At 62.6% G+C, this 894-nt stretch carries 1 protein-coding gene; it reads right to left on the bottom strand.

What is annotated here, in order from left to right; translation table 11 throughout:
* The coding region (locus AB4874_RS19840; protein ID WP_368393309.1) for an ISL3 family transposase at positions 1–818 on the bottom strand (818 nt) is incomplete at its 3' end.
* Positions 819–894: the final 76 nt, after the last annotated feature.

Genomic DNA, 894 nt, shown 5'->3' on the forward strand with positions numbered 1-894 from the left:
CGTTCCGCCGCCGTCAGAATGCCGGGATCCAGTTCAGCGCTGCAGGCCGTTCTTCTTATGACGGGCATTGCTCGACGGACGGCGGCCAGAAACGCATCGCTCGCGTTCTGCAGGAGATGCCAACGGTCGGCGACTTGGGTCGCATCAGGAAGCGCTTCGGAAATCGCCTTCCTGTATCCGCCGTTCCGGTCTCGCGCGACGACTTCGATCTGCGGATGCTGACGCAGCCAGGCAGCGACGGTCGCAGGCTCGCGATCCGGCAGCAGGTCGATGACGGCACGCCGTTCGAGATCGCAGATCAGCGTTCCATAGCGCTGTCCCTTGCGCCAGGCCCAGTCATCGATCCCGATGACGCGCGGTTCAAAGCCCATGGTCCGCGCACCTGACGCAGCCCCGCGGAGGAAGGTGTCCTTGCTCACACCGAACCGCAGTCGGCGTCCAAGTGCCTGGGCTGGCCGACCGCCCATCGCGCGGCCGAGGTAGGCGACGAGGTCCTGAAATCGCCCGGTCCGACGACCATGACGGCACGCAAGGCAATCCGGGACTTTCTCGCTGAAAGTCGTGATGGAACAGTGCGACGCAACACAGCGGAACCGTCGCACCGATAAACGCACCTGAACGGCGCGACCATGCGCTGGAAAATCCATAAGGTGCCGGACATAACGTCCATGCCGACGGGAAGACCGCTGTCCGCAGCCCGGACAGATTACTTCCGCGTCCATAATTTCTGCGTCAATCGCGAGGATCGCGCCGTCCACGCTGTATCCGGTGGCGCGAAGCCCTTCAGGCAACAGCTTGGTGTCGAAACGCCCTGTCATGATGATCATCCCCTTCAGCATCTGCGCCAAATGTAGGAGTGGAGCCGTCAAACATCACACAATGTGCGCCAGAGCC

Source organism: Thioclava arctica (assembly GCF_040892615.1).
In the GTDB taxonomy this organism is placed as follows: Bacteria; Pseudomonadota; Alphaproteobacteria; order Rhodobacterales; family Rhodobacteraceae; genus Thioclava; species Thioclava arctica.